Origin of the sequence: Thiobaca trueperi, assembly GCF_004342175.1 — a bacterium.
Lineage (GTDB): Bacteria > Pseudomonadota > Gammaproteobacteria > Chromatiales > Chromatiaceae > Thiobaca > Thiobaca trueperi.
In genome coordinates this window covers 1-23308 of the sequence record NZ_SMAO01000016.1, presented here as the reverse complement: position 1 = coordinate 23308, position 23308 = coordinate 1, and the positions used below count along the sequence as shown (strand labels likewise).

The 23308-nt window shown below is 61.9% G+C and carries 26 protein-coding genes and 1 tRNA gene; 12 read left to right on the top strand and 15 right to left on the bottom strand.

The window, feature by feature from the left end; translation table 11 throughout:
• Positions 1-166: 166 nt before the first annotated feature.
• Both EDC35_RS18350 and EDC35_RS18345 read right to left on the bottom strand, forming a co-directional pair.
• A complete protein-coding gene (locus EDC35_RS18350; protein ID WP_132978713.1) occupies positions 167-445 on the bottom strand; it encodes a BPTI/Kunitz-type proteinase inhibitor domain-containing protein in 279 nt (92 codons plus the stop codon).
• Positions 446-572: 127 nt separating this feature from the next.
• Positions 573-992: a rubrerythrin family protein gene (locus EDC35_RS18345; protein WP_132978712.1), complete on the bottom strand. Its 420-nt coding sequence runs from the start codon at positions 990-992 to the stop codon at positions 573-575.
• Between the two features lie 265 nt (positions 993-1257).
• On the opposite strand from EDC35_RS18345, the gene EDC35_RS18340 reads away from it, so the two are divergent.
• Entirely contained in the window at positions 1258-2121 is an 864-nt protein-coding gene (locus tag EDC35_RS18340) for a metallophosphoesterase (RefSeq protein ID WP_132978711.1), read from the top strand.
• Here EDC35_RS18340 and EDC35_RS18335 read toward each other — a convergent pair.
• Positions 2115-2408 carry an acylphosphatase gene (locus EDC35_RS18335; RefSeq protein ID WP_132978710.1) on the bottom strand — a complete coding sequence of 98 codons (294 nt, stop codon included), beginning with the start codon at positions 2406-2408 and terminating at the stop codon, positions 2115-2117. The genes EDC35_RS18340 and EDC35_RS18335 overlap by 7 nt on opposite strands.
• 242 nt (positions 2409-2650) lie before the next feature.
• Between EDC35_RS18335 and EDC35_RS18330 the strand changes: the two genes are divergently transcribed.
• The 4 genes from EDC35_RS18330 to hda all read left to right on the top strand — a co-directional run bounded on the left by EDC35_RS18330 (position 2651) and on the right by hda (position 6574).
• Entirely contained in the window at positions 2651-3628 is a 978-nt protein-coding gene (locus tag EDC35_RS18330; RefSeq protein WP_132978709.1) for a ChuX/HutX family heme-like substrate-binding protein, read from the top strand.
• A gap of 24 nt (positions 3629-3652) precedes the next feature.
• Positions 3653-5005, top strand: coding sequence for a DUF2325 domain-containing protein (locus EDC35_RS18325; RefSeq protein ID WP_132978708.1), 1353 nt, complete (start codon positions 3653-3655; stop codon positions 5003-5005).
• Positions 5006-5257: 252 nt separating this feature from the next.
• The gene (gene wrbA, locus EDC35_RS18320) at positions 5258-5857 is read left to right on the top strand and encodes an NAD(P)H:quinone oxidoreductase (protein ID WP_132978707.1); all 600 of its coding nucleotides are present in this window, start codon (positions 5258-5260) and stop codon (positions 5855-5857) included.
• Between the two features lie 18 nt (positions 5858-5875).
• Positions 5876-6574, top strand: coding sequence for a DnaA regulatory inactivator Hda (gene hda, locus EDC35_RS18315; protein WP_132978706.1), 699 nt, complete (start codon positions 5876-5878; stop codon positions 6572-6574).
• A gap of 97 nt (positions 6575-6671) precedes the next feature.
• Here hda and EDC35_RS18310 read toward each other — a convergent pair whose 3' ends face one another.
• Positions 6672-7226 carry a CDP-alcohol phosphatidyltransferase family protein gene (locus tag EDC35_RS18310; protein ID WP_132978705.1) on the bottom strand — a complete coding sequence of 185 codons (555 nt, stop codon included), beginning with the start codon at positions 7224-7226 and terminating at the stop codon, positions 6672-6674.
• Positions 7227-7339: 113 nt separating this feature from the next.
• Here EDC35_RS18310 and purM point away from each other — a divergent pair, with 113 nt between their 5' ends.
• From purM to EDC35_RS19165, 3 genes are all read left to right on the top strand, one after another.
• Complete coding sequence (gene purM, locus EDC35_RS18305) at positions 7340-8425, top strand: phosphoribosylformylglycinamidine cyclo-ligase (RefSeq protein ID WP_132978704.1); 1086 nt, start codon at positions 7340-7342, stop codon at positions 8423-8425.
• The gene (gene purN, locus EDC35_RS18300) at positions 8418-9080 is read left to right on the top strand and encodes a phosphoribosylglycinamide formyltransferase (protein WP_132978703.1); all 663 of its coding nucleotides are present in this window, start codon (positions 8418-8420) and stop codon (positions 9078-9080) included. The genes purM and purN overlap by 8 nt, the downstream gene beginning before the upstream one ends.
• A 421-nt stretch (positions 9081-9501) precedes the next feature.
• Positions 9502-9933, top strand: a complete 432-nt coding sequence (locus EDC35_RS19165; RefSeq protein WP_132978702.1) for a thermonuclease family protein — start codon at positions 9502-9504, stop codon at positions 9931-9933.
• Here the strand turns inward: EDC35_RS19165 and EDC35_RS18290 are convergent.
• The 6 genes from EDC35_RS18290 to EDC35_RS18265 all read right to left on the bottom strand — a co-directional run bounded on the left by EDC35_RS18290 (position 9844) and on the right by EDC35_RS18265 (position 15289).
• On the bottom strand, positions 9844-10881 hold the full coding sequence (locus EDC35_RS18290) for a CorA family divalent cation transporter (RefSeq protein WP_132978701.1): 1038 nt from the start codon (positions 10879-10881) through the stop codon (positions 9844-9846). The two genes, EDC35_RS19165 and EDC35_RS18290, sit on opposite strands and share 90 nt — an antisense overlap.
• Before the next feature lie 23 nt (positions 10882-10904).
• Positions 10905-11546, bottom strand: coding sequence for an Lcl C-terminal domain-containing protein (locus EDC35_RS18285; RefSeq protein ID WP_132978700.1), 642 nt, complete (start codon positions 11544-11546; stop codon positions 10905-10907).
• Positions 11547-11553: 7 nt separating this feature from the next.
• Entirely contained in the window at positions 11554-11760 is a 207-nt protein-coding gene (locus EDC35_RS18280) for a hypothetical protein (protein WP_132978699.1), read from the bottom strand.
• Between the two features lie 12 nt (positions 11761-11772).
• Positions 11773-14367 carry an EAL domain-containing protein gene (locus tag EDC35_RS18275; protein ID WP_243651784.1) on the bottom strand — a complete coding sequence of 865 codons (2595 nt, stop codon included), beginning with the start codon at positions 14365-14367 and terminating at the stop codon, positions 11773-11775.
• Positions 14368-14432: 65 nt separating this feature from the next.
• Positions 14433-14717: a DUF6489 family protein gene (locus EDC35_RS18270; RefSeq protein WP_132978698.1), complete on the bottom strand. Its 285-nt coding sequence runs from the start codon at positions 14715-14717 to the stop codon at positions 14433-14435.
• Positions 14718-14827: 110 nt separating this feature from the next.
• Positions 14828-15289, bottom strand: a complete 462-nt coding sequence (locus EDC35_RS18265) for a hypothetical protein (protein WP_132978697.1) — start codon at positions 15287-15289, stop codon at positions 14828-14830.
• 206 nt (positions 15290-15495) lie between these two features.
• Here EDC35_RS18265 and EDC35_RS18260 point away from each other — a divergent pair, with 206 nt between their 5' ends.
• Positions 15496-16332 (top strand): metallophosphoesterase family protein, encoded by an 837-nt coding sequence (locus EDC35_RS18260; RefSeq protein ID WP_132978696.1) that lies wholly within the window; start codon positions 15496-15498, stop codon positions 16330-16332.
• Between the two features lie 186 nt (positions 16333-16518).
• Here the strand turns inward: EDC35_RS18260 and EDC35_RS18255 are convergent, their stop codons facing one another.
• Positions 16519-18810, bottom strand: coding sequence for a DNA internalization-related competence protein ComEC/Rec2 (locus tag EDC35_RS18255; RefSeq protein WP_132978695.1), 2292 nt, complete (start codon positions 18808-18810; stop codon positions 16519-16521).
• Positions 18811-18975: 165 nt separating this feature from the next.
• Between EDC35_RS18255 and EDC35_RS18250 the strand changes: the two genes are divergently transcribed.
• A complete protein-coding gene (locus EDC35_RS18250; RefSeq protein WP_132978694.1) occupies positions 18976-19506 on the top strand; it encodes a DUF2062 domain-containing protein in 531 nt (176 codons plus the stop codon).
• Here EDC35_RS18250 and EDC35_RS18245 read toward each other — a convergent pair.
• On the bottom strand, positions 19449-20150 hold the full coding sequence (locus EDC35_RS18245; RefSeq protein ID WP_132978693.1) for an ABC transporter ATP-binding protein: 702 nt from the start codon (positions 20148-20150) through the stop codon (positions 19449-19451). The genes EDC35_RS18250 and EDC35_RS18245 overlap by 58 nt on opposite strands.
• Positions 20143-21393 carry a lipoprotein-releasing ABC transporter permease subunit gene (locus tag EDC35_RS18240; RefSeq protein ID WP_132978692.1) on the bottom strand — a complete coding sequence of 417 codons (1251 nt, stop codon included), beginning with the start codon at positions 21391-21393 and terminating at the stop codon, positions 20143-20145. Before EDC35_RS18240 ends, EDC35_RS18245 begins: the two co-directional genes overlap by 8 nt.
• A gap of 138 nt (positions 21394-21531) precedes the next feature.
• On the opposite strand from EDC35_RS18240, the gene EDC35_RS18235 reads away from it, so the two are divergent.
• Together EDC35_RS18235 and EDC35_RS18230 are read left to right on the top strand one after the other, a co-directional pair.
• Positions 21532-21606: transfer RNA gene (locus EDC35_RS18235), tRNA-Val, on the top strand.
• 234 nt (positions 21607-21840) lie between these two features.
• Positions 21841-22131 (top strand): PepSY domain-containing protein, encoded by a 291-nt coding sequence (locus EDC35_RS18230; RefSeq protein WP_132978691.1) that lies wholly within the window; start codon positions 21841-21843, stop codon positions 22129-22131.
• 175 nt (positions 22132-22306) lie between these two features.
• Here EDC35_RS18230 and crcB read toward each other — a convergent pair whose 3' ends face one another.
• Together crcB and EDC35_RS18220 are read right to left on the bottom strand one after the other, a co-directional pair.
• Entirely contained in the window at positions 22307-22834 is a 528-nt protein-coding gene (gene crcB, locus EDC35_RS18225) for a fluoride efflux transporter CrcB (RefSeq protein ID WP_207896307.1), read from the bottom strand.
• Positions 22835-22855: 21 nt separating this feature from the next.
• Positions 22856-23182, bottom strand: coding sequence for a DUF190 domain-containing protein (locus EDC35_RS18220; RefSeq protein WP_132978690.1), 327 nt, complete (start codon positions 23180-23182; stop codon positions 22856-22858).
• Between the last annotated feature and the right edge of the window lie 126 nt (positions 23183-23308).

Below are 23308 nucleotides of genomic sequence, written 5' to 3'. Positions count from 1 at the left end.
CCGAACTCAGACGTGAAACGGTGGCTCGCCGATGATAGTGTGGGGCTTCCCCATGTGAACGTAGGTTACCGCCAGGGCCTTATACCCAAAACCCCATCTTCTCTCGAAGATGGGGTTTTTCTTTGCGCGCCAGCCAGACAATATAAATCACTCTGGATGTAGTTTATTAACCATCCGCTCCGCAGAAGTCACGACATGCCTGCAAGGTTTGAAATGGCACCTGTGCACCACAGCCGCCGTGGGCAAAGGGTTTGCAGCGATTATCGCGATAATCGTAGTAGAACCCGGTCTCTGTGCCGCGACAGGCGCCCGGATCCGGTTTGATCAGGCAGCCAACGGGGAGTTCGTCTGTTGCACTCTTTAATTCGTGGTTGCCACTGCCACCTCCACAGCCGGGCAATGACAGCGAAACAACAAAAAAGCTGAAAAAAAGCGCCCGAAGCATCCAATTTTCCTGTTATTCATCGGTTTCAACTGTGCATCGTCCAGTTGGCTTTTCACCTGAATTGCGCACAGCATTTATAAAAGAGGGCGCACTGGAGCGCCTTGGTGCCGGTTGTCCGGATCAACGCTCAGGTGTCGAGATGGTCCAGCGCCTTCTGGAAACGATTGGCGTGTGAACGCTCGGCCTTGGCGAGTGTCTCGAACCAGTCGGCCACTTCGTCGAAGCCTTCTTCGCGCGCAGTCTTCGCCATGCCGGGGTACATATCGCTATATTCATGGGTTTCACCGGCAATGGCGGCCTTGAGGTTGGCGTCGGTCGGACCGATCGGCAGCCCTGTCGTCGGATCGCCGACGGCTTCAAGATATTCCAGGTGCCCGTGGGCATGACCGGTTTCACCCTCGGCGGTTGAACGGAAGACCGCCGCGACATCGTTATAACCCTCGATATCCGCCTTGGCGGCAAAATAGAGATAACGCCGGTTGGCCTGGGATTCACCAGCGAAGGCATCTCTGAGGCTCTGCTCGGTCTTGCTGCCTTTGAGTTCCATGTTGATTTCCTCATGTGGATGGCGCTTGGTTGGCCCGGCAAAGAGCTTGTACGATAGGTGAGCGCGCGCCCGGTCATCCAGGTGATCAAGCGTGCGCTTACCGATTATGTCTCAGCGAACGTGATGCCTGTCTCAATCCCTTTGTCTATCCCGCTGGCGTTTGCAAGTCCGTGAACGGGTTCCTTGCGACAGTTTCTGCCGGCTGCTAGAAATGGATCCAGGCAAGCCCTCATGCAATGAGGCGCCGCACATTCTGGAAATCAAGATGCTGGCATCCAAGCCACCGCAGGATTCACCTCATCACCCGTATCCGGCACCTCGCAGGACGGCGAACCGCACTGCCGGCTCCGTGCGACTGCTGCAACTGTCGGACCCCCATCTCTTCGCGCAGCCAGCGGGGCAACTGCTCGGCATCACCACCCGTTTCAGTTTTGAGGCCGTCTTAGAATGGGCGCTGGCCGGCCCGGACAAGCCGGATGCACTGGTCTTGACCGGCGATCTGGTGCATGACGATTCGCCGGATGGTTATCGTTATCTCCGCCGGATTCTCGATCAGACCGGCCTGCCCTATGACTGTCTCGCCGGCAATCATGACCGCCGCGACCTGATGGATGCCTGTCTCGGCTCCACATCGGTCGAACCGGTCGTCTCACGCCGGTTGGGCGCCTGGCATCTCATCTTTCTGGACTCGGCCAATCCCGGTCACAACAGTGGTTATCTCAGCCCTGAACAGCTTCATCAGCTTGGCGAACGGCTCGCGGCAGACCCGGCGCCAACCCTGATTTTTCTCCACCATCATCCGGTGCCGGTTGGCAGCGCCTGGATGGACACCATGGGCGTTGTCAACGGGGCCGATCTGCTTGGACTCGTCGCGATCCATCCGCAGATCAAAGGCATGGTTTTCGGCCATGTGCATCAGGCGTTCGCATCCATGCGAGCGGGCTGCCGGTTTCTCGGCGCACCTTCCACCTGCGTCCAGTTTCTGCCCGGAAGCAAAGACTTCGCACTCGACGAGCGTCCACCCGGCTATCGTGAACTCCTGCTTGAGCCGGATGGCCGTTTGGAGACACGGGTGATCCGCCTGGATCAGTATCCTGAGTCGCCGCTCCAGCGCAGCGGCGGCTACTGATCGATCACAAAACCGACATGCGGATAATAATCCAGCGCCTCGCAGGCCACGCCCGTGACGTTAGCCAGCGCGGGGCCGGTTCTTAGCCAGTCGCGTAACTGTGCGACTGCCGCCAGCTCGCCGCAAACCAGCACCTCCACCCGCCCATCCGCAAGATTTCGGGCATAACCTGAGACCCCAAGCCGCATGGCCTGCTCGCGCGCGGCGGCGCGAAATGCAACACCCTGCACGCGACCGCCGATGAGGCAGCGGTAACAGACTCGTTGTTCCGGCTGGCGATCATCCATTCTCTTCTCCGTTAGACGGCTAGCGCCGCATCGATTGATTGTTGAGCCGCGACCGGAGGTGGGATCCGGCGACGGTAGACGATTCTCGCCAGTTCCGCCAAGCAGTTCAATCCACACGCACTGATCTCCGCAGCCAATTTTGCGACAGTGGTGGCGAGCATCATTGACAAGGCATCATTTCATATCTATAAATAATAACGATTCCTATTTGGCTGCTTGTTTGGAACGGACCTGGATTATCGATGACCACCATGACCCGCTCTTTGGCTCCTTTACCGCGCATCTGTCCACCCGATCCGCCCGCCCCGAACAAGGCCACCGGTATCCTGCGCCTGACCGGATGCTGGCCCGAACTGCTCCGGGATCTGGCGCGTCTCGACCGAGTCTGGATCGAAACCGCGATTCCGGGCCTGGACATGGCTCAAGCAGCACTGCTTCAAGGGATTCGGATCGAACAAAACATTGCCCAGGCCACTGGTCGACGTTTCGCCCTGCATCTGTTTCTGGATCAATGGCATGTCCTGCGCACCCTGCCGGATGGCGAGAGCGAGGATCCGCAGCAACTGCGCATCGAAGATCAGTCACGAACGACACTCCTGACGCTATCGCTCGATCACCGCTCCAACGGCTTCGCGCTCCGCACCCTGCTGCGCAACCATCAGGCCGAGCGGCAGCGGGTCGTGCCGCTGCACCGACGTACCGACAGGGTCGCGACCGCCAGCAATTACGCCGCCTTCATCCGTGTCCTGAACCAACATTCTCAGGTGGGTGTTGACGACCCCGATAGCCTGGATATTGGAGAAGTCTGCGGCTGGCAGCGTCTCAGTCCGGAGCGACTCCGCGAGCAGGGGCAGATCCAACCTGTCGATCCCGAACAGATTGCCTGTTTCCTGGGTGCGCTCGCCGATCAGGCGCTGCCCGTGCGTGTGCTGACGGGCACCGCCGGTGTCGCACATCGCTTCGATGGCGCCTTCTACTTCCATCAGCGCCGTGCCGGTTCCTGGCTGCAATTGCTGGGCGATGACGTCAGGCTGCGCATCGAGACTGCCGCGATCGACAGCGCCTGGGTCTTCCGGCGTCAGGGGGCATCCGGCCAACGCCACCAGCTCCGGCTCTATGACGCATCCGGCCGCGCGCTGGCCGTCATCGAGAATCTGCCCGGTTTCGATCAGGCGGAAAATCCGATCTGGCGCACCCTGATCAACACCCTGCTCGACTGAACCGCACCCCTGGAGCCTTGAATCATGCAGCAACCCTTTACGCTTGCCGGTACGCCAGAAACGCAGGGTCCAGCGGCGTTGGCGCAGGCCATGGAACATGCAATGACTCCGCAGGAGGCTTTCGATCCCGCCGCCTCGGCGGAGGTGATCGAGATCCTGCGCCGACCGCAACCGCCGCTCGCACCGGTCAAGTCGGGTCGGCGCAAGCTGTGGGATGTCCCGCACAAATATCACTGTCCGATCATCGGCACCTGTCTCACCGTTGCCGAACTGCGACGTATCGGCGAACGTCACGCCTGGCGCACCTGCGCCCGTCCTACCGATTACGAGATCCATATCAGTTTCGTCTCGGCCGCCAGCGAGCGTAATTCACTCTCGCTGGCGACCCAAAAGCTGCTGGAGAAGAAATACGCCGCAACCGTCAAACGCTACGACAGTGCGCGCACCCCGGAGGCGCTGATCGCGCTCTGGTCGGAGTCGCTGGCCAGTGGTGAGGTGCCGGGAGCACTCTGGGCGCTGATGACGCACCCCAGGGCCGATCAGTCTGTCCTGGTGCTTGCCTACGAAGACGTGCACATGCTCTCGCACCAGATTGGAGCCGGGCAGCGGGCAGACCTGAAACGACTGACCGAGACACGCGCCGAACTGGCGCGATTGCAACGCGAATTCGACACGCTTCAGAAGCGCTTCCGTCAACAGTCAGGCGAGAGTGAACAGCGCATCGCCCGGCTGGAGACGACCCTGCGCGAACGCGAAGCCGAGTGTGAACGTCTCGCGCGACGCGAGCGGGAACTGGTCGAGCAAGTCAGCGCCAGCGGGGCGCTCGAACGTCAGCACCTGCTGACCCGGCTGGAGAACGAACTCGCCGATGCGCAATCCCGGCTGGAGACGAGCGGACGTGAAGCCGCCAACTGGCGCCAGCAATGGGAGTCAGCCCAGGCCGACATCCGGCGGATGGATGCCGCGCGTCTGGAGAAAGAAGCCGAATGCGAGGCGCTCGAACGCCTGGTGACGCTGCATCTGACGAATCCCTGTACGGATTGTCCCAATGAGACCTGTGACTGCCGCGCGGACCTTGCCGGCCGACTCGTGCTCTGCGTTGGCGGACGCAAGCCGCTGGTCGAGCAATACCGGCATCTGGTTGCCCGCTGCAACGGACGCTTCGACCATCACGACGGGGGACTGGAGGACAGCCATCACCGGCTGGAAGCCATGCTGGCGGCAGCCGATGCGGTGGTCTGCGCCACCGATTATGTCAGCCACAGCGCCTATTACCGCACCAAGCGTTTCTGCAAGCGTCTGGACAAACCGCACATCCTGCTCGGTAATTCGGGGCTTTCGGCGTTCGCGCTCGCCCTGGAGCGGGTCGCGAACTGACGCATTCCGCTCTGTGTGCCGCACACCGCCCATTCGTCCGATCATCATCGGCGTCCGGGCGTCTCACCGTCTGCCTGGACGTTTCCGCTGGCCCTGACGCCATCGCCCGCCATCGAAAGTGGCTTTCGTCACGGCACAAGCGTTATCCTGACTGCACACGAGGTTTCGGTCAGGATGGCGCGGTCTGCCTGCCGCCCATCTCTGAGCCAAACCGAAGGAGTCTGATGACCATTCTGCGGAGACCATCGACCCATGTCGTTTATTCTGGTGTTGTATTACAGCCGTGACGGAGCCACCGCCGAAATGGCCCGGCAGGTCGCCCGTGGGGTGGAATCCGGCGGACTGGAGGCGCGTCTGCGCACCGTACCAGCCGTATCGACGGTCTGCGAGGCCGTCGCGGACCGCATCCCGGCAGGCGGCGCACCCTATGCCGATCATGAGGATCTGCGCCAGTGCGCCGGACTGGCGCTCGGCAGTCCGACCCGGTTCGGCAACATGGCGGCGCCGGTCAAATATTTCCTTGATGGCACCAGCGGTCTCTGGCTGGCCGGCGCGCTGGCGGGCAAACCGGCAGGGGTTTTTACTTCCACCTCCAGTCTGCACGGCGGACAGGAAACGACCTTGCTCAGCATGATGCTGCCGCTGCTGCATCACGGCATGCTGATCATGGGACTGCCCTACAGCGAGCCCGATCTGATCCATACCCGCAGCGGTGGCACACCCTACGGCCCCTCGCATCTGGCCGGCCCCGACAGCAATCTGCCGGTCACGGATGAAGAGCGGCGGCTCTGTCAGGCACTGGGCAGGCGTCTGGCGGAAACCGCTGTCCGACTGTCCCGGCGTCCGGACTGACGCGCCCGGCGCATCGCCTTGAGCGATCACCCGCAACAACTGCATCTTGCGCTCGAAGCGGTCAGGGAGCCCTCCCTGACCGAATATCTGTCCGGTCCCAATGCCGAGGCGGTGGCGGCCGTTTCGGCGCTCGCTGTGGGGGAGGGCGAGCCCTTTCTGTTTCTGTTCGGCGTGGCGGGTACCGGCAAAACACATCTACTGCAGGCGGCCTGTCTCGCTGCGGCGCAACAGGGGCAGCAGGCCCATTTCGTCCCGCTCGGGACGCCGGAGCTGGAGCCAGTCCTGCTCGATGATCTGGAGCGGCTGGATCTGGTCGCGGTCGATGACGTGCAGGCCATTGCCGGCGATGCGGCCTGGGAAGACGCGCTTTTCGATCTTTTCAACCGGATGCGGGAGCGCGGTCGGCGGCTGCTCGCGGCAGCCAGCGCCGCCCCCGATGCATTGCCGCTGGAATTGCCGGATCTGCGCTCGCGGCTTCAGTGGGGGCCGCGATATTGCCTGCATCCGCTGACAGAAGCCGACTGCGAACAGTTGCTGGTCGAATCGGCCCAACGCCGGGGCATGCAGCTCAACCGCGATCAGGTGCGCTACATCATGAATTATCACGCCCGCGACCCGGCGTCCCTGCTGGACCTGGTCGAACGTCTCGACGGTCTGAGTCTGCGCGAGCAGCGCCAGCCGACCATCCCGCTGATCCGCCAGGCGCTGCGGGAATAGACAGGATTAACAGTATTTTAAACAGCAGCTTAAACATCCTGTTAATCCTGTCTAAATCTTAAATTTACGATCCAGATATCGTGTTTCCGGGCAATCCCTATCCCTTCCACCCGCGCCGCATGGCCTTGCGGCCCCAGATCCAGACATACTGCAACCCGCTGACCACCACGGTCGTCATACAGGCCCAGATCAGGATGGTCAGCAGACTGTCGGGCAGGGGATACAGACCGGCATGGGTGAGGACGGCCACCAGCAGCAGGATCTGTAGCAAGGTATTCAATTTGCTGACCAGAATGGGCGCCGCCTCCACCTCTTCGACACCATAGTGGTAGAGCACCGCGCCGCCGACGATTACCAGATCGCGGAAGATCACCGCCAGCACCAGCCAGAGCGGGATCAGGCCGAGTGAACCAAGAACGAGAAAACAGCACACCAGCAGGGTCTTGTCGGCCAGCGGATCGAGGATGCCGCCGAGCTGGCTCTGCCAGCCATAATGCTTGGCCAGGAAACCGTCGAGTCCATCCGAGGCGCCGGCAATGACGAACAGCAGCAGCGCCCAGCCGAATTCATCGACCAGCAGCAGATAGACGACGGGGATCACGGCAATCAGCCGCAGCGCGCTAATGATGTTGGGAATGTCTTTGAGTTTCACGGTTGTAATCCTGACACCGCCAGACGGCCTGGAAGCGCGATGCTAGCCTGACACCTGCCGGCTGTCCAAGGGTCGGTTACAATCGCCGCCTCACTCAATCACTGGAGCCACCCGTGACGCAGGATTCAAACCGTCCCTCGCCACCTTCTCTCAGCTATCGCGATGCCGGGGTCGATATCGACGCCGGGGCGCAACTGGTCGAGCGCATCAAACCGCTGGCCGCTGCGACTGCGCGTCCCGGCGTACTCACCGGACTCGGCGGCTTCGGCGCGCTCTTCGAGCTGCCGCTGGCCGATTATCGCCAGCCGGTGCTGGTTTCGGGCACCGATGGCGTCGGCACCAAGCTCAAGCTGGCCATCGAACTGGGCCGTCATGACAGCATCGGTATCGATCTGGTCGCCATGTGCGCCAACGACATCCTGGTCAGCGGGGCCGAGCCGCTCTTTTTTCTCGACTACTACGCCACCGCCCGGCTGGATGTCGAGGTTGCCAGTGCCGTGGTCGCCGGCATCGCGCGCGGCTGTGAACTGGCCGGCTGCGCCCTGACCGGGGGCGAGACCGCCGAGATGCCCGGTCTCTACGCCGAGGGGGACTATGATCTCGCAGGCTTCTGTGTCGGTATTGCCGAGAAATCCGAGCTGATCCTGCCCGAGCGGGTCACAGCCGGCGATGTGCTGATCGGACTGGCCTCCTCCGGCCCGCATTCAAACGGCTATTCGCTGATCCGCAAGGTGATTGCCGTGAGCGGCGCCGATCTGACTGCGGATCTGGACGGCGCGTCGCTGGCTGACCGTCTGCTTGCCCCGACCCGCATCTACGTTCGCTCGGTGCTGCCGCTGACCCGCGCCCTGCGCGTCCATGCGCTCGCCCATATCACCGGCGGCGGGCTGACCGAAAACCTGCCGCGCGTCCTGCCTCAGGGCACCTGCGCCCGCGTGGATCTGGCGAGCTGGCAGCGTCCGGCTGTTTTCGACTGGCTCCAGACCCAGGGCGGGATCACCGAGGCCGAGATGCTGCGCACCTTCAACTGCGGGGTCGGCATGATCCTCTGTGTCGCGTCCGAGGACGCGGACAGCGCGCTCGCCATGTTACACAAAGCGGGCGAAGACGCCTGGATCCTAGGCGGCATCGAGGCCAGTGAAGACGGTGGCGAAGGCGAGCCCGGCGTTCGCTACAGCGGCGGATTTGGTCATGTCTGAGCGCCAGCCGCTCCCGGTCGTCGCGCTCATCTCGGGCGGCGGCAGCAATCTGCAAGCCCTGATCGATGCCCAGCTTGCGGGTCTGCCGATCCGTCTTGCCGCCGTCATCAGCAACCGCGCGGACGCCTTCGGACTGGAGCGCGCCCGCCGTCATGGAATCGCGACGGCGGTTCTGGACCATCGGGATTATCCCGACCGCGACGCCTATGACGCCGATCTGCAACGCTTGATCGATGGCTATGATCCAGGTCTGGTGGTGCTGGCGGGTTTCATGCGCATCCTGACCCCGGCCTTCGTGGCACATTACCGGGGACGGCTGCTCAACATCCACCCGTCGCTACTGCCCAAATTCCGTGGTCTGCACACCCATCAGCGGGCGCTGGAGGCCGGCGAGACCGAACATGGCGCGAGTGTCCATTTCGTCACCGCCGAACTCGACGGCGGCCCGGTCATTCTTCAGGCCCGGGTGCCCGTCCTGCCGGGAGACGATGCGGCGACGCTTGCTGCGCGCGTGCTGGAACAGGAGCACGTCATTTATCCCACTGTCGCGGGCTGGTTCGCGGAAGGTCGGCTGCGGCTTGGTGAGGATGGGCGACCCTGGCTGGATGGAACACCAGTAGACGGCTTCCAGCCGCCAGCCATGTCCAGCGATTGACCGTTCCTGATCCGGGGCTGGTGACGAAATCCCGGCTTCGTCACCGGCCAGACGAAGCGCCGCTTTGCGAATCTGCGAAGGATTGCTCAAACTTTACAGGCGAAGGCGCGAAGCCCCGTCTCCGTCTAAAGTGGAGTTTTATCGCTGAGGTCACGAAGTCGGCGCTTCCTGACCAGAGAACAGGATCCGCATCCCCTGGCATCGCCTCGTCCCCCGTCATCACCGCATCCTCGCCTTCTGGATCCTCGCCGGACTCGGCATCGCCGCGCCCTGGCTGGTCACGGGCGGCTCGCCCTGGTTCCCGCGCGTCGCCCCCGGCAGCGCCTGTCAGGTCAACTCGGTCTATGACGCCGATACCCTCCGCGCCACCTGCGGAACGGGGAAGGTCAAGATCCGCTTTTACTGCATCGACGCCCCCGAGATGGGCCAGCGCCCGTGGGGACAGGAGAGCCGCGATTATCTGCGCCGGATCATCCCCCAGCAGATCAATCTCCGCGAACACGACCGCGACCGGTACGGGCGCATCGTCGGCGAAGTCTTCGGCCACGCCGGGCAGAGCCTCAATCTGGCGCTGGTCGAAGCGGGACAGGCCGCCGTCTACCCGCGTTATTGCCGTGAGTCGCGCTATTTCGAGGCGCAGGAGCGGGCCAGGGCCGCGCGGCGGGGGATTTGGGAGCAGGACGGGGAACATCAGACACCGTGGACATGGCGACGGGTGCGGCAGTTTTTGCTTGCCATTACCCGATCTGATGCCAATAGACATTCAAAACCATTTCCGAAAAAGCAGCAGCGTGACCGCAGAGATCGTCGCCATGACGCCGAGCACCATAAAATAGCCGTAGGGCCACGCTAATTCCGGCATGTTCTCGAAGTTCATCCCATAGACGCCAGCGATAAAGGTGAGCGGAATAAAAATGGACGACACCAGCGTCAAGGTTTTCATCACCCGTTGCATTTTTGCTCCCGATAGCGAAATCGATACGTTGATCAAATCCGTGAGATTGTCGCTACCATAGTCATAATAAGAGAGCAATTCATTGATGTGATTACGAATGGTTTCGTAATAAATACTGGTGGCGGCGTCAATCGAAAAGACGTGTTCATTTTTACGAATATCGTCAAATGCCCGTTTCAGATGGATCGTTTCCCGTCTGAGAAAGCGGATGATCTTTTTCAGTCGGATGATTTCTCGCATCAACTCCTGTTCGTCGGCGTAGCGTTGCTGCTGTTGTTCTTCGAGGTCGTCAAACTGCTCGCGGATGGCGGCGACAATCTTGAAATACTCGTCCAAAATCGTTTCAAGAATCAAATAAAACAGATGATTGACGCGATGTTCGCGAATTTGATACTTGTTTTTTTCGATGGCAAGACGGACCGGGCCGAAAACATCGCCATCGATATTTCCCTGTTGAAAGCTCAACAGCGTGTTATTCAGGCCGATGAGGCTCACTTGTTCATGATCAATGTCGTCTTCGGTAAACGGTGTGCCGTGCAGCAGTGTTTTATTGATCGATAGCATGTTAAGTCGAAACAGCGCATAAGTCTTGACCGCATCGAAGGTTGGCAGCGACACCCGGTTATGGTCCGGCGGTGACACCATGTCCTGAACATGGATGCAAAACTGCTCGTCAAGATCGAAGAGATCCATCAAGGCGTTGACCTGAGCGGAGTCGTCGCCTTGCATCTCGATATTGATCCAGTTGACCCCTGACACGGACAGGATGGATTGCCGTTGCGACAAGGCGGTGAGCGGAATATCCGGTGTCGTCGTGTCAGGATCGTAGTGTCTAGCCGTGATCATGGTGAGGAGCTTAACCGCAAGCGTCAGGGCAAAAACGGGCTTGTGGTAGGCGGCGGATTGACGGCTGGCGGCAGCGGCACCCTTGCCTCATGCGCAACGCAGGAACCGGGCCGGGCGGGCGAACAGGCGGCGCTGTCGCGCACCAGACGGACATGGGCTGAGTCACGCCGGGTGCCATAACCCGTGGCGCCGGTGCCGAAATGGATGGTCCAGGCGTCGCCACCATAATAGGCGGCGGATGTCGCCGTCCAGAATGGGGCGGGCGGCGTATTGGGAAAATTGGCGACATCGATATCGAGACCGTAACAGCGCCGCTGGATCAGCGACAGCAATTCGGTCTGCGTGGGCAGACGCCAGTCGGCATGACCGGCGAAGAGGTTGTCCTGACCCTGGCGCATCGCCTGTTTCCATTTGAAGGTCAGCGCCGTGCCAGCGGTGCAGCCGACGCCGCTCAGACCCTCGGCGCATTGTTTCCACATCAGACCCGTGGCCTCATCCCTGACCGTACCGTCCTGATTGACGACGAAACGGCTGTTGGGAATCCGGGCCGGATCGTTGTTGCCACAGTCCTGGGCCGCAAGCGGAGCCGACGTCAGCAGCAGCCACAGGAGAGCCGGGAAAACCGCAATCTGCCAGTTGGGCGGCGATGGCATGGATGAAGACATGTCGTTTTCAGTCTCCGGTTGAGGATGCGGCGTCGGCTGTGCGCAGGTCTTCATTTGTCACCCGTGCATAGATGGCCGTGACGGGAAGACTCAGTTCAATCGCTCCGAACCAGACCTGATCGCCCAGAAAATAGTGCCCGGACTGCCAGTGGTGATGACGGCGGCAGACCTCCACCTCCATGATGTCCTGCTCAATCAGCACATATTCAAGCATGGAGACATCTTCTCACAGCGCGTCAGCACCCGCAGCGGCTGAGCGTTGCAGCCGGTCAAGCTGATTCAGCATCGTCGCCTTGAGCGCCAGCAGCTCCTCGCATTTGACCCGCGCCGCCTCCAGGTCGCCACGCGCACGCAGATCGATCACCTCGGCGCCGATACGATGGATACTGCAATGGGTCGCTCCGACCTCGGCATGTTCCGGCAGATGTCCATAGCGCGCCCGCCCCTCGTTGTGATACCAGACTCCAAAGCGGCATCCCTCGGGATTCCCCAGGTTTTCAATCGTCAGGTCGGCGCCCGGCTCTTCCACCGCCTCGACGATCCGTCGCACCCATTTGATGTGGTCGTATTGAGCCAGGATCAGCGGGGTGTCGAGGCGATGGCCCTGCTGATCATTGGCCCAGGTGTCCCATTTCGAATCCGGCTTGAAGCGCTTGATCCAGTCTGGCACCTGGTTTCCCGGCATGGGGCGACTGATACCGTAACCCTGGGCATAATCGCAGCCGAACCGCATCAGCAGCAGGCCGTGCTCCGGCGTCTCCACGCCTTCGGCAATGACGTGTTTCTTGAACACATTCGCCAGTCCGATCACGCCTTCGATGATCGCCAGATCTTCCTGGTCGTCGAGCATGTCGCGGACGAACGACTGATCAATCTTGAGCGTTTCCGCTGGCAGTTGTTTGAGATAACTGAGCGAGGAATAACCCGTGCCGAAATCGTCGAGGGCGAAGGTGACGCCCATCAACTGACAGGCCGCGATCACGCCACGCATCATTCGGATATCCGAGAGTGCGGCGCTTTCGAGGATCTCCAGTTCGAGCAGATGGGGCGAGACATCGGGATGCTCGTTCAGGATGGCCCGCAGACGGGCGACGAAGTCGATGTGCTGAAAATGATGGGCGGAGATATTGACGCTGACCGCGACCGGCCGTCCGGCCGCCGCCCATTGGTCCATCTGCTCCAGGGCTTCGTGCAGCACCCATTCACCGATTTCGACGATCAGCGGCGAATTTTCGATCAGGGGCAGAAATTCCAGCGGCGGCACGATCCCGTGCTCCGGGTGCTGCCAGCGGATCAGGGCCTCCATGCCGACCACCTCGCCGGTGCGCATGTTCACCTTGGGCTGATAATAGAGCCTGAATTCGCCATGCTGAAGCGCCTGGCGGATGCGCTCCAGTTCGCGATGCCGGACCAGGATCGCGTTGGCGGCCTGCAAGTCGAACACATGATAACGGTTGCGACCCGATTGCTTGGCCTGATACATGGACTGATCGGCATGCCGCAGCAGGGTGTCGGGATCGCTGTCGTCGAGCGGATAGAGGGTGACGCCAATGCTGACCGACACCCCCAGAGCGATGTCTCCAAGCTGGAAGGGTCGGGCGATGCTGTCGCAGATCCGACCCAGAATCGCATTCAGCTCGTCGGGATGTTCAAGATCGGTGATCAGCAGGACGAACTCGTCGCCGCCGAGACGCGCCACCGTGTCATTGACACGGATGGTGCCAAGCAGCCGCTGGGCAATTTCAATCAGAAAGTGGTCGCCGGTCTCATGTCCATACTGGTCATTGACGAGCTTGAAATCGTCCAGATCCAGGAAGCAGATGGCGACGAGCTGATTGTGGCGTTTGGCGTTGGCGAGCGCCTGGTGCAGACGGTCGGCCAGCAGCACGCGATTGGGCAAGCCGGTGAGCGAATCGTAATTGGCCAGGTTTTCCAGACGCTGCTGGGTGTTCTTGAGATCGGTGATGTCAAGGAACATGCCAATGTAATGCGTGATCTCGTTTCCCTTCGATACGGCGTTGATGTGCAGGATTTCGGGATACAGCTCGCCGGATTTTTTCCGATTCCAGACCTCTCCCTGCCATTGGCCGGTTTCGTTCAGCCGCTGCCACATGTCCTGATAAAAGGTCGCATCCTGAAGGTCCGATTTGAGTAGCGCCGGGGTCTGCCCTAAAACCTCTTCGCGGCTGTAGCCGGTGACACGGGTGAAGGCACCGTTGACATCCAGGATGCGCGCGGCGGGGTCGGTGATCACGATCCCTTCCTGCGAATGTTCGAAGACGCTGGCGATGAGTCGCAGCCGTCTTTCGGCCAGCTTGCGATCAGTCATGTCGCGCAGGGTTTCAACAACCGCGATGAGCCTGCCCGCCGCATCGCGAATGGGGGCGGCATCCAGGGCGAGATAGCGTTCGGTGCCAAGCAGGGGCATGACGCACCAGTTCTCGGCCTGAGCATCGCGCATCGTGTCCGGCAGGGATTCGTGCGCAACATAGAAACGATCAATTTCGTCCATGCGCTCCTGCGCGACCAGATCAGCCAGACAGGGGCGCGGTTTGCTGTAGAACGCGCGCCAGTGTTCGCGCGTGCCAATGACATCCGCAGCGGGCATGCCGGTCAGCTGCTCACATGCCCGATTCCAGACAATCACGCGACACTCAGCATCGAGAACGAAGGTCGGCACCACCAGTTGATGGACCAACTCGATGGCAAATTGCTGTCCCTTGATGGTGTCGCCCTCCTGGCATTCAGGTTGCTTGGCCTTGGACATGCCGGATACCGTGGGTGGCTGCGGATCGTCGAGCGGAGTGGATGGATGGGGCATTCAGTCCATTCGCCACACCGGAGCCGCTGTCCGATCCGGTGGCAAGGACAATGCCCCGCAAGCGATTATTTTTTGCGTGCCGGACTGGCGGTGGTGACGTCCTTGCCGGGCGCGCCGGTGGCAGAGAGTCCGGCGACATTGGTCAGCATCTTCTGGAACATGTCCCAGGACGCCATGGTGCCGGTCATATAGGGCTGAAACAGCTTGATGGGATCATAACCCTCGACCCCGGCGACCATCCGTTCGCGAATATCGTCCATCAACTGGCGCTGGAATGCCTCGACATCCGGCAGGCCAAAAAGTTTGCGCACTTCTTCCGCCGTGATATCGAAATCGACTGTGACCTTCATCGGAAATCCTCCGTCTTGACGCAGCGATAGGCTGCGGCTGACCGAACACTCTGAACGATCTGCACGGCGGCGGCAAGTCGCGGCAAGCCGTTTTTGGGACAGGCTTCGCGTCAGTGCCGGCTGGCGCGCGGGACTGATTCCATCGGCGCCGGGTCTTCCACCGCGATGGCACGGCGCACCCGGCGTCCAATCAGGACACAGGCGCGCTCGAAGGCGCGGGCGGCCTCGCGGGCGGTCCAGTCCCACTCCGAGGGATGAGCGGTGGACGGAAGCTGCCAGTGGCCGGTGGTCAGCAGAGAGCCGATGCGGACCTCCAGGGTCCAGTCATGCCAGAGGATGTCGGGCTGATCGTCATCGACGAACTCCTGCTCCGCCAGGCGGACATAGTTCCCGGCGTGATCGTCCATCGCAACCAGATTGGACAATAACAGAGTATCATCGACGCAACTGTTCCAGCCGGTGTGAACGGCGCTGGCTGTTCCCATCAGTGCATGAATGAGCAATGACGGGGTGATGGTCAGCGAAAGGGGCGTCTCCCAATCGGGTTCCGCAGCGTCTGTTTCTGGTGTCATGGGCGACTGAACCTACTCGAACCGAACCTGTTGCTGCCTGTTGCAGCGCACTTGAGGTGGCTTTAAGTCTAAGGCCGGCACCCCGGCGCGGCAATCCCATGCCAGTGCGTCATCCGCCGCTGCTCAGAGACAGGAAGCGGACAATCTTTGCCCCGGCGCGATCCCGTCTGACGGCATCACGCCGATCACGCTACGGGAATTCGACGATGAAAGTCGCGATCTTTTCGGATGTACAGGCCAACCTGCCGGCGATGGAAGTCGCCGTGGAAGCGATCCTCAACTGGAGTCCGGATCTGGTCATCATGGCTGGCGATCTGGTCAATCGCGGCCCGAAGAGTTTGGCCTGTCTGGAAATATTCGACCATTTGCGTCGTGAACGCGGCTGGCTCCCGGTCAATGGCAACCACGAGACCTGGATTCTGCACCTGCTGCGGGAGATGCCGATGAACGAACTGGACGCGCAGATGCGGCAGTTTGGCGACTGGACCGCGCGTCAGTTGCTGCCCATGATCGCGGCATTGACGGACTGGCCGGACCATCTCTGCTTTGATGGCGGTCATGAGTCAAGCTGGGTCCATGTCACTCACGGCACCCTGGCCGGCAACCGGCACGGAATCTCGGCGCGCACGCCGGATGACGAACTGCGCGGCGCGCTGCCGCCGGACATCGCGCTCTTCGTCACCGCCCACACCCACCGTCCGCTGACCCGCGTTTTCGAGGGCACGCCGATTCTGAACGTCGGCTCGGTCGGTTCGCCCTTTGACGGCGATCCGCGCGGCAGTTATGCCCTGCTGGAGATGCGCGGCGGTCGCTGGCGCTGGGACATCGTCCGCTTCGAGTATGATCGTGAGCGCATGGAGCAGGATTTTCGCGAATCCGGATTCATCGAAGAAGGCGGGCCGCTGGCGCGCATTCTCTTCGAGGAGTGGCGTCAGGCACGTCCTTTGATGCCAGCTTGGCGCCGCGATTACGAGCCGGCGGTGCTGGCCGGCGAACGTCCATTGGAACCCGCCGTCGCCGATTTTCTTGCCGGGATCCTCTAAACTGCGTCCAGCGCACCATGGATCATTTTCAGTTTGTGTTTAGCTCTGTGCGTCTCACCGAGATTAGTGGGACGCGGTTTGAGTTTTCATATAATTGAATAGCTTAAACCGCGCCAGTTCACGCGGTTGTCGATGCCGCCAAGATCGATCCAAGCCAAAAACATCGCATACTGCACGGGGCGCGGTTTAATCCGGACGATGTGTCCATAACCACCCATGCCGTTCGCGCCAGCCCCAGGGACCGTCAAGCCCCCCATCGGCGTCAAGTCGAAGCCGAATCGCACCGAGGATGCCGGTATCCAGCATCGGAATCCCCAGCCCGGCGATCCGCTCGCGCACGGTCATTGCGGGAAACCCGAAGTGATTGGCATAGCCGGATGAGAAGAGCACCCAGTCGGGTGATACGGCCTTGAGAAACTCGGCGCTGGTGGAACTGGCGCTGCCATGATGACCGGCGATCAGGATGTCGCTCTGCAAATCACTCCCCAGCCGTACAACCAGCCGACGCTCCACCCGCCGCTCAATATCGCCGGTGAGCAGAATGGAGTGTCCGCCGGTCTCGATCCGCAGCACGCAGGAGGCATTGTTGCCGCGCTCGCCGTCGTCGTCCGGATGCAGAAAACGAAAGGACACCCCGGACCAGATCCAGCCTTCTCCAGCCCGGCAGGGCTCGACAGACGCAAGCCCCAGATCGCCCGGCTCGCCGCTCTGGATGCGGTCGATGCCGATGCGCGACATCAATCCGGCCAGACCGCCGGCATGATCGCGGTCGGCATGGCTCACCACCAAACGCTCGATATGCTCGATCCCCTGTTCCAGCAGAAAGGGCGCGACGACCGCCGCGCCGGCATTGAAACCACTGGGGAAACCGGGACCGGTATCAAAGACCAGGGTGCCGTCGCGCGTCTGCGCCACGGCAGCCAGACCCTGACCCACGTCGAGCAGGGTGAACCAGACCTCGCCATGTGTCGGGCCGGGCAGACGGATCAGCAGCAGCGGGAGAAGCAGCATCAGACCCAGCCAGCGCCCCGGCAGACCGCGCGGCGCCAGAAGCAGCAGCACGCCAGCCGTCGCGACGCCCCACACCCAGAGCGGCCGCGCCGGAAGCATCGCCGCCGCCCAGGGCAGCGTGGCCACCCGGGCCAGCGCATCCAGGCACCAGCCGAGCAGATCGGCGGTCAGACTCAACGGCCAGGTGAGACCTGGAATCAGGCTCAGGAGACTGGTGATCAGGACCAGCGGCAGCAGCAGACCAAAGAGCGGGACGGCAACCAGATTCACCAGTGGCGCGATCAGCGAGGCGCGTCCGAAGAAAAAGAGCAGCAGCGGCAGGAGTCCGATCCCCACCGCCCATTGGGCGCGACCCCAGCGTGTCCAGAGGTCGCGGCGCGGCAGGCGTTGACCGAGATTGAACAGGAGCACCGCGACCGCACCGAAGGACAGCCAGAAGCCATAGGACAGGATCGCCGTCGGATCAAGGATCAGGACGCCGAGCAGCGCCAGCGTCAGGGCGTGATAAGGCCGTAGTGTGCGCTGCCAGAAGAGCGCGCCGAGCACCACGGCCAGCATGATGAGTGCGCGCTGGGTAGAGATGGCGAAACCGGCGAGACCGGCATAAGACAGCGCCGCCAGGGCGCTCGCCAGTGCCGCCGCGCGCGGCGCGGCCAGGAGCAGGGTCAATCGGGCGCTGCGTGACCAGAGCCAGCGCGCCAGAAAGAAGACGCCGGTGGCGATCAATCCGACATGCAGACCGGAGATGGCGACCAGATGATTGGTGCCGGTCAGGGTCATGATCTCCCAATCCTCGGGCGCAAAACCGGCGCGTTCGCCGATGGTCAGCGCCTGCACCAGACCCAGTGCGCGGGACTCGCCCAGCACCCCGGCGAGATGCCCCGCCAGCTCCTGACGCCAGCGGGTCAGCCAGGCGGAACCGGGGCCGGCGTCCAGACGCTCGACTCCTTCCGCGCGACGCAGATTGCCGGTCGCCTTGACCCCCTGCTCAAACAGCCAGCGTTCAAAATCGAAGCCGCCCGGATTGGCATAGCCATGACGGGGTTTCAGGCGCACTGGAAATCGCCAGCGTTCGCCAGCATGGATGGTGGTTGAGGCGTCATACCAGGACAGGCGCACCAGCCCCCTGAAGGGCAGCGGCTGATCGTCCTGGAGGCTGCGTTCAACCCGGAACAGAAAGCGGGTGGCAAGGCCGGTGCTGGCCGGAATCGAGACGATGCGTCCCTCCACCATCAGCGGCGCGCGGGCCAGCTCGTCCGGGAAAGGAGCACACAGGAGGGCGCAGGCATGGATCTGTGCCCAGCAGAGCCCGAGCAGCGCCAGCAGCGGGAGGCGCGGCCAGCTCCAGATCCAGGCCAGGGCGGCGACTGACAGGGTGGTCAGAACCAGCGGCCAGAGCGGGAGCGGTGCGGGCAGGGAATAAAAGACCGCGACTCCCGCCGCGAAGGCCAGGCCGGCGCGGATCATCGTCAGACTCCGATGCGGACCAGCCCTCAGCGCGAGTCGCTCCAGACAGGCGATGGCCTGCAAGATAAAGCAGCGGAATTCACGGGCGCTGTCCTATACTCGCGCCCTCTTGCCACGCCCAAAACCAAGCGGACCTGCTGTGTGAAAAAATGGCTGAAACGAGTCATGCCGCACCCCAAGACGATCAAAGACAATCGTTATCTTGGCATCTTCGGCAAGCTGCTGCACGATCCCAACCTCTGGCATCTGAACCGGCGCTCGGTCGCAGGCGGGGTGGCGATCGGGCTGTTCGTCATGTTCTCTCCCATCCTCACGCATTCGCTGATCGCCGCCGGTCTCGCGATCCTGCTGCGGGTGAATCTGCCCATTTCGGTGGCGCTGGTCTGGATTTCCAATCCGGTGACGATTCCGCCGATGTTCTATTTCGCCTATTTCATCGGCTGCCGGATGCTCGGTCATCCAGCCGAGGGCTTCGACCTCCATTTCTGGATGGATTGGCACAACTGGTTCGAGATCATCGAGCCGCTGATGCTCGGCAGCCTGATCTGTGGCACGGTCTGTTCGCTGTTGGGCTATCTGACGGTGCAGGCGCTCTGGCGCTGGAAAGTCGCCAGCTATCTGCGCCGACGCCGGGAACGCTATGGCGCGGACGGCGGATCCCGGCTCAACACGCCGTCATCCAGACGCCAGACCTGATCCATGCGCGCCGCCAGTTGCGGGTCATGAGTGACGATCACCAGACTGGTGCCGATGTCGCGGTTGAGTTCCAGCATCAGCTCGTAGACCCCGCCCGCCGTGTGCCGGTCGAGATTGCCGGTTGGCTCATCCGCGAGCAGACAGGCGGGGCGCGTCACCAGCGCACGCGCAACCGCCGCGCGCTGTCGCTCGCCGCCGGACAGTTCGCCGGGCTTGTGCGCGCCGCGATGTCCGAGGCCCACCCGCTCCAGCAGATCAATGGCCTTGGCACGCGCCTCAGCAGGTCGCGCCCCGCCGATCAGCAGTGGCATGGCGACATTTTCAATCGCCGTGAATTCGGGCAGCAGATGATGGAACTGATAGACGAATCCCAGATGGCGGTTGCGCAGCAGACCGCGTTTGGCCTCGGAGAGCCGGCCGATGTCCTCGCCCCGCCAGCACACCCGCCCCGCGCTGGGCCGGTCCAGTCCGCCGACGCAGTGCAGCAGCGTGCTCTTGCCCGACCCCGAGGCGCCGATGATGGCGATGCGCCCGCCCGCCGCGACGCTGAACTCGACCCCGCGCAGCACTTCGACCGCCTGCGGACCCTGCTCGAAGGTCTTGACGAGTCCGCGCACATCCAGAACCGGGTTGGACTCATTCATAGCGCAGCGCCTCCGCCGGCTGGGTCCGGGCCGCGCGCCAGGCCGGATAGAGCGTGGCGAGCACCGACATCAGAAAGGCCCCGCCGCCGATCGAGAGTACATCGGACAGCCGCACATCCGAGGGTAACTCGTTGATGTAATAGATGCTCGGATCGAGAAAATGAACGCCGAAAAGGCTCTCGATCGCGCCCACTGCGGGTTCGACGTTCCAGGCCAGGATAACGCCTGCGACCATGCCGAGCAGGGTGCCGATCAGGCCGATCATCGTCCCCTGGACCATGAAGGTCGCCATCACCCGTCCGGGCGAGAGTCCCAGGGTGCGCAGCACCGCGATGTCGGACTGTTTGTCCGTCACCACCATCACCAGGGTCGAGACGATATTGAAGGCCGCCACTGCGACGATCAGAAAGAGGATGATCCCCATCATCCGCTTCTCCATCGCCAGGGCGCTGAAAAAGTTGTTATGGACCTGGGTCCAGTCGATCAGCCGGTAAGTCCCGCCGAGATCGTAGGCGATCTCGCGCGCCAGACGCGGCGCCTGCCACATGTCCGTGAGTTTGATCCGCACCCCGGAGACCGCATCGCCCAGATTCAGCAGCTTCGCCCCGTCGCGCAGATGGATGAAGGCGGCGTTGCGGTCATAGTCCGCCATGCCGACCGCGAAGATGCCGCTGACCGTGAAGCGTTTGAGACGCGGCATGATGCCGACCGGGGTCGCACTCACCTGCGGGGTGACGACCGTCACCTTGTCACCCGGTCCCACACCCAGAAAGGCCGCCAGATCGCGCCCGAGGATGATGTTGAATTCGCCATCGACCAGATCATCGACCGAGCCGCTGACCATCTCGCGGCGCAGATCGGCGACCTGATCCTCTTCCGCCGGCAGGATGCCGCGAATCAGCGCCCCGCTCACGAACGAGCTGTTGACCAGCATCCCCTGCACCTCGACGAAGGGCGCCGCGCCAACCACATCGGCATGGGTGCGCACCCGGTCCAGGGTCGTCACCCAGTCCTGCATGCCGCCGCCGTAGGGATCGGTCAGGGTCGCATGCGAGGCCATGCTCAGGATGCGCTGCTGGATCTCCTTATGGAACCCGTTCATGACCGACAGCACCACGATCAGGGCGACGATGCCGAGCGTGATCCCGACCATCGAAGTGCCGGAAATAAAGGAGATGAAGTGGTTGCGGCGCTTGGCGCGGGTATAGCGCAGGCCGATATAGAGTGGGAGTGGATGAAACATAGGGGCGGAATTTAACCACAAAGCCAGTCGTTGCGTCTGGAATTCATCGAGTCTTTGGATTGGGCCATGGCTCAGTCAGGTTGCTGATCGTCTGTTGACACCTTCCCACGCTTCCGGCATTATCGCCGACCTGATTTCGGGCGCATAGCTCAGCGGGAGAGCACTGCCTTCACACGGCAGGGGTCCGTGGTTCGATCCCACGTGCGCCCACCACATTACCCAATCAGAATCAGCCGCTTACGAGCGGCTTTTTTGTGCGCGATCAGTCTGTGTGAAGTCTGAGGTGGCGTTTCGTTTCAGGATCGCCGCTGCATCGGCAAGGCTATCGATGGGAACTTGTTGCCGGGCATCAAGTCTCCATTGACTCATCGCCTGACTTATGGGCCCTGCCGACGATGGTGAGTCTGATGAGACCTTTCGTCTATCCTCAATCACCAGGAGATTCACATGACTGACTGCAAACGGCCTTTGCGTTTCGTGCTTCCGCTCGTTGGTCTGCTGGCGCTGCCGGGCGTTGTTCTGGCAGGCGATGACATTCCAGTCGCCGAACTTCCGGATGCTGTCGTGAGCGCGCTCAAGGCACGTTTCCCGGATGCTCAGTTGTTGAGCGCCGAGAAAGAGACGGATGACGGCAAGGTCGTCTATGAGGTCAGGCTCGACAGTCCGGCAGCGGGCGGTCGGCATGAAGTTGATGTCAGCGCCGATGGCGCCATTCTTGAGGTCGATCCCGAAGACTGATCGCTCACACCGGCGGCGCTCGCTTGAGCCACCGCCGGGCGCGCCCGAACACCGCCGCTTTACCCAATTCCCGCTCGGTTGCTCTTCACCTGGGGTGCGAAGGCGTCGATGGTGTGGATGCGTGGGCTCATGCGGTCTCTCCCTGCGATGATGGGGTGAAGAGTGGTCTTGCATTTCAGAACAGAAGAAAAGGCGCCAGGATTTCGCCCCCCATCAGGGCTGCCAGCGACAGACCGATGGAGCCGATGACATACCAGGAGGCTGCCGATGAGTCGCCCGACTGGATCAGCCCCGCTGTATCCTTGGAGAAGGTTGAAAAAGTGGTGAAGCCGCCAAAAAAGCCGGCCATCAGAAAATGGTCCCAGGGCGTCGCCAGCGCGCCGGTATGGGCGAGCCAGCCACTGGTCAGCCCGAGCCCGAAGGATCCCAGGACATTGACCGCGAGGGTGCCGTAGGGAAAACCGGACCCCAACCAGAGTTCCATCCCCCGATTCACGCCATAGCGACTCATCGCGCCCAAGGCACCGCCCAATCCGACGGCACCGACAGTAGACAGCAGCGCGCTCTCCGGTGGCGTGGCGATGATCGCCGTCGCGACGCCATCACTGATTCCTGTGACCGACTGCGCCGAGGCCAGCGGGACGCAGAGGATCCAGATCAGAAACGGCAGACATCGCCAGGGTTTTGAGGCAGGCGTCAACATTTTGCAACCTCTCTGGACAGATCATGACTGGCTTCCGTTGGTAAAGCCCGCCTCAACCGGCACGCGCAGATAAAAGAGATTCAGTTTTTCCTGCGCGAGATGCGCCAGAAAGCGATCCGCTTCATCCGGCGTCACCACAAAGCCCACCTCCACCGGCAGATCGCCGGCCAGCTCGAAGAAATGCTCCTCGCGCAGTCGCCCGTGACGCCCGAAGCCGGCCAGGGCGCGAAAGGCTGAACCGCCATTCAGACCGAACTGCTGCGCCTCTTCCAGCAGCCATTCATAGATCAGCTTGTGATGATGACGGCGGTTTTCCGCCACATAGAACTTGAGAAAACAGTTTTGCATGGTGATGTCCTCCGGGATGAACAGAGTGAGTTCAGTCGTCAGTCGTCAGTCGTCAGTCGTCAGTCGTCAGTCGTCAGTCGTCAGTCGTCAGTCGTCAGTCGTCAGTCGTCAGTCGTCAGTCGTCAG

Coding starts and splice junctions, on each gene's coding strand:
- EDC35_RS18350 (WP_132978713.1), bottom strand. CDS start 445: ATGCTTCGGGCGCTTTTTTTCAGCTTTTTTGTTGTTTCGCTGTCATTG.
- EDC35_RS18345 (WP_132978712.1), bottom strand. CDS start 992: ATGGAACTCAAAGGCAGCAAGACCGAGCAGAGCCTCAGAGATGCCTTC.
- EDC35_RS18340 (WP_132978711.1), top strand. CDS start 1,258: ATGCTGGCATCCAAGCCACCGCAGGATTCACCTCATCACCCGTATCCG.
- EDC35_RS18335 (WP_132978710.1), bottom strand. CDS start 2,408: ATGGATGATCGCCAGCCGGAACAACGAGTCTGTTACCGCTGCCTCATC.
- EDC35_RS18330 (WP_132978709.1), top strand. CDS start 2,651: ATGACCACCATGACCCGCTCTTTGGCTCCTTTACCGCGCATCTGTCCA.
- EDC35_RS18325 (WP_132978708.1), top strand. CDS start 3,653: ATGCAGCAACCCTTTACGCTTGCCGGTACGCCAGAAACGCAGGGTCCA.
- wrbA (WP_132978707.1), top strand. CDS start 5,258: ATGTCGTTTATTCTGGTGTTGTATTACAGCCGTGACGGAGCCACCGCC.
- purN (WP_132978703.1), top strand. CDS start 8,418: ATGTCTGAGCGCCAGCCGCTCCCGGTCGTCGCGCTCATCTCGGGCGGC.
- EDC35_RS19165 (WP_132978702.1), top strand. CDS start 9,502: ATGGGCCAGCGCCCGTGGGGACAGGAGAGCCGCGATTATCTGCGCCGG.
- EDC35_RS18290 (WP_132978701.1), bottom strand. CDS start 10,881: ATGATCACGGCTAGACACTACGATCCTGACACGACGACACCGGATATT.
- EDC35_RS18285 (WP_132978700.1), bottom strand. CDS start 11,546: ATGTCTTCATCCATGCCATCGCCGCCCAACTGGCAGATTGCGGTTTTC.
- EDC35_RS18280 (WP_132978699.1), bottom strand. CDS start 11,760: ATGCTTGAATATGTGCTGATTGAGCAGGACATCATGGAGGTGGAGGTC.
- EDC35_RS18275 (WP_243651784.1), bottom strand. CDS start 14,367: ATGCCCCATCCATCCACTCCGCTCGACGATCCGCAGCCACCCACGGTA.
- EDC35_RS18270 (WP_132978698.1), bottom strand. CDS start 14,717: ATGAAGGTCACAGTCGATTTCGATATCACGGCGGAAGAAGTGCGCAAA.
- EDC35_RS18265 (WP_132978697.1), bottom strand. CDS start 15,289: ATGACACCAGAAACAGACGCTGCGGAACCCGATTGGGAGACGCCCCTT.
- EDC35_RS18260 (WP_132978696.1), top strand. CDS start 15,496: ATGAAAGTCGCGATCTTTTCGGATGTACAGGCCAACCTGCCGGCGATG.
- EDC35_RS18255 (WP_132978695.1), bottom strand. CDS start 18,810: ATGATCCGCGCCGGCCTGGCCTTCGCGGCGGGAGTCGCGGTCTTTTAT.
- EDC35_RS18250 (WP_132978694.1), top strand. CDS start 18,976: ATGCCGCACCCCAAGACGATCAAAGACAATCGTTATCTTGGCATCTTC.
- EDC35_RS18245 (WP_132978693.1), bottom strand. CDS start 20,150: ATGAATGAGTCCAACCCGGTTCTGGATGTGCGCGGACTCGTCAAGACC.
- EDC35_RS18240 (WP_132978692.1), bottom strand. CDS start 21,393: ATGTTTCATCCACTCCCACTCTATATCGGCCTGCGCTATACCCGCGCC.
- EDC35_RS18230 (WP_132978691.1), top strand. CDS start 21,841: ATGACTGACTGCAAACGGCCTTTGCGTTTCGTGCTTCCGCTCGTTGGT.
- crcB (WP_207896307.1), bottom strand. CDS start 22,834: ATGTTGACGCCTGCCTCAAAACCCTGGCGATGTCTGCCGTTTCTGATC.
- EDC35_RS18220 (WP_132978690.1), bottom strand. CDS start 23,182: ATGCAAAACTGTTTTCTCAAGTTCTATGTGGCGGAAAACCGCCGTCAT.